Source organism: Synechococcus sp. R6-5 (genome assembly GCF_047461775.1).
In the GTDB taxonomy this organism is placed as follows: Bacteria; Cyanobacteriota; Cyanobacteriia; order Thermostichales; family Thermostichaceae; genus Thermostichus.
Genome location: NZ_JANSHV010000315.1, coordinates 1 through 3,395, shown reverse-complemented (window position 1 = coordinate 3,395; position 3,395 = coordinate 1). Strand labels below are relative to the sequence as shown.

Genomic DNA, 3,395 nt, shown 5'->3' with positions numbered 1-3,395 from the left:
CGCTCGCGTAAGCGGGACGGAGTCCTTGTCTAGTCTGGTTAGAGCCGCCCCTTGCTGACTTGTCCCATCGCGTTAGCGGGACGGAGTCCCATGCGTCCTTTCGGCAACCCCAACCGTCTGGGCAGTTCTCCTAGCCGCAGATCCCTGCCGGGATCCAGCTCCTTCGTTCAGTTTCGCCGCGACCCGCACCTAGTGCCCTTTTGGGGCCTAAGCCTACTAGTCATGGGCCTGGCAGTGCCTCTGTTTGTGCTTTCGGGGGCGGATCCCAGTTTGGCTGGCTGCGACGAGAGCTTTTATGCCCAAATGGCCCGCGAGCTGCTGCGGGGAGGGCATTGGCTGGGGCCCACTTTTTTGGGGGAGCCTTTTTTCGAGAAACCCCCTCTGCTCACCTGGAGCGTGGCCTTCAGTTTTGCCCTATACGGGGTGAATGAGTGGGCGGCGCGGCTGCCAGGGATCCTCGCTGCTTTGCTCTCCATTCCCCTGGTGGGTTGGATTGGGTGGTTTTTTTTGCCGATGCGGGCGGCCTTTTTGGGGATGGCGGTTTTGCCCTTGTGCTACCTCTGGGTGCAGCAGGGGCGGCTGGTGGGGCAGGATGTGCCCTTGACCTTTCTGGAGCTGCTGGGGATCCTGGGGCTGGTCAACGGTATCCGCGGCCACAGGGTTTGGTTTTGGCTAACCGGAGTGGCCTTCGGGCTGGGCCTGCTGATGAAAAGTGCCATGATCCTGCTGCCGGGGGCGGCTTTGATCCCCTATCTCGTGCAGCAACGGCGCCGCTGGATGGGATCCGCCCCATTTTGGCTGGCGCTTGGGCTGGGCTTGGGGATTTTTGGCCTCTGGCTAGGTCCAGCCATGCAGGTGTATGGCCCACAGGTGCTGACCACCCTGGTGGGGAAGGTGTGGGATCTGGGGCAAGAGCCCTTCCATGCGGATGCCACCGGCTGGTACTACTTTTGGCACATTCCCGTTCATGGCTTCCCGTGGACGGTTTTGGCTTTGGTGGGTGGCTTTCTCCTGGTGCGCCAGCAGCCGGGATCCACGCTGCTAATCTGGTCTTTCCCCCTGCTGCTGCTGTTGTTGTTGCAGCTTTATCCCACCAAAACCCCCTACTACACCGTGCAGCTTTACCCTTGGCTGGCTCTCTTGGCCGGGGTAGCCTTGGATCAAGCGTTGGCTATGCGGGGTCGCGTCAGCGGTGCGGATCGCGTTAGCGGGACGGAGTCCTTGCACTTAAAGCCCCGTCTGGCTCAGGTGATCTCTTGGGGCCTGGCAGCGGTGGGGCTGCTGCTGTTGGGTTTGGGGGTGGCCGTCCGGCTGGGCGTAGACGGTCTGGAGCTTCTGCAATCCCACGCTTGGCCGCTGGTGGCGATGGGTCTTTTGTACCTCTTGCTGCCGGGGATCTGGAGTTGGCGGCGGGTGTTGCGCTGTGCCGGCAGTCTGTGGGTGGGAATCCTCTTGTTGGCCGGGATCCTCGCCATGATCACCATCGTCTTGCGGCCTGATTTCGGCAACTTCAGCCCTGCTTTTGCCCAAATGGATTGGAACCAAATGCTGCCCCCGTCCGTTCGCGCTATTCGGACGGAGTCCTCGACAGAGTCTGGGGAGACGGTGGTGGATATTGGCCGCAGCGGCTTGCCGGATGTCTGTCAGGCCCAGGCCATCGCTTTTTATACCCCTAATCCGGGGAGATGGGTGGATGATCAGGCTCTGCAACGAGGGGAATATGGAGACTACCTTTGGGTTTCTCCGGTGCAGGCAGAACAGGTGGAGATCCGGGATTTGGGGTTACAACCTCTGGCGGAGGTGGAGGGCTGGCAACTGGTGCGCCGTTTGGATCCCCTCTTGGAGCAGGGCAGCGGGGAGCCTCTTTGAGTTTAAAAATCTTAAGTTTAAGAATCCTAGGAAGTGTTAAAGCATGGCGGGAATAGCGGAATCGGGCCGGTCGTGGGTGTCTCTAGAGCGTACCTGGGTAATCCAGGGATTGGCTTGGCTGGCAGCGCTGCTATTTGTGGCGGGGGTGATCCTGCTGGCGGGGGCTTCACCTCTCCAGGTGGCGGCCAGCATGTGGCAGGGGGCCTTCGGCACTGAAGCTCAGTTTGGCCGGGTTTTGGCAACGCTGGCTCCCCTTGTCCTCTGCTGCTGTGGGCTGGTGTTTACGTTTGTTGCCGGTCTCTACAACTTGGGCATCGAAGGGCAAATGGTGGTCGGGGCAATTGCGGCCACGTTTCTGGTGCGTCTGGAAGCGGGATGGTTGCCGCCGCCACTGGCCATTACCTTGGCGCTTTTGGCCGGGATCCTGGGGGGGGCGGGCTGGGGCCTGTTGGCCGGGATCCTGAATGTGTGGGGGCGGGTCAACGAGATCTTCGCTGGGCTGGGGCTGAATTTTGTTGCCCAAGGTTGGGTGCTCTACCTGATCTTCGGCCCTTGGAAAAGGCCGGGGGTGGCTTCCATGAGCGGGACGGAAGTGTTGGATCCCCGTCTGTGGTTGCCCACCTGGGGGCGGTCAGAGGCCAGTCCGGTGGCGTTGCTGCTGGCCCTGTTGGCTTTGGCCCTGACGGTGCTGGTGGTGGGCAACACTCGCTTCGGCCTGCAGTTGCGGGCGGTGGGGAAAAACCCTGTAGCTGCTTTCCGGTTGGGGATCCCGGCTACCCGCAGGTTGCTCATGGCATTTGCCTGCTGTGGGGGCTTAGCAGGGCTGGCGGGCGCCTTGCAGGTGTTGGCTCTGTTCCATCGCCTCATCCCCAATATCTCCAGCAATTTGGGCTTTCTGGCCTTGTTGGTGGTGATGCTGGCAGGCTTTAACCCCCTGCTGATTCTGCCGATTGCCTTTTTCTTCAGCAGTCTTAACATCGGCAGCTTGCAACTGCCTCTCTCTTTGCAATTGGAGTCTTCTTTGGCCGGTGTGATTCAGGGATCCCTGGTGTTGTTCGTCTTGCTGGCCCAAGGGATCAGCCGCCGCTATTTCCTTGGGAAAGGTTAATGGCTTCGGCGATTTCTGGGATCCCTTTGCGTTAGCGTTGCGCAACAACGAGATTTAACTCCTATCGCGGGGGAAAACTTTGGATTTTTCTGCTCAGGACAGTGGTGCGGTTCCTCTGCCGTAGGCATAGCACCATCAACATTGGGAAATGAGGCTATCGTAGAAGGATGAATCGGACATCCCCTTTTTCAAATCGACCGCTCATCGGCGTTACCACCCGCAACCGCAATGACGAGGGAGACTTTGTAGCGCCAGGCCGTTATGTGGATGCCATTCGTGCTGCCGGAGGGATCCCTGTTCTTTTTCCCCCAGGCGAAAGCGAGCCCCAGGTTTTGCTGTCTTGGGTGGATGGCCTGGTGTTGACCGGTGGCGGCGACCTCTGCCCCAGCACCTTTCGCGGTAGCGGGACGGAGTCCTT

3 protein-coding genes are annotated in these 3,395 nt (G+C 60.2%); all 3 read left to right on the top strand.

Annotated features, from left to right (window positions below; genetic code table 11):
* Positions 1-90: 90 nt before the first annotated feature.
* Positions 91-1,869, top strand: coding sequence for an ArnT family glycosyltransferase (locus NW818_RS13295; protein ID WP_414424822.1), 1,779 nt, complete (start codon positions 91-93; stop codon positions 1,867-1,869).
* Between the two features lie 43 nt (positions 1,870-1,912).
* Positions 1,913-2,977: an ABC transporter permease gene (locus tag NW818_RS13290; protein WP_011431976.1), complete on the top strand. Its 1,065-nt coding sequence runs from the start codon at positions 1,913-1,915 to the stop codon at positions 2,975-2,977.
* A 167-nt stretch (positions 2,978-3,144) separates the two neighbouring features.
* The coding region (locus tag NW818_RS13285) for a gamma-glutamyl-gamma-aminobutyrate hydrolase family protein (RefSeq protein ID WP_414424821.1) at positions 3,145-3,395 on the top strand (251 nt) is incomplete at its 3' end.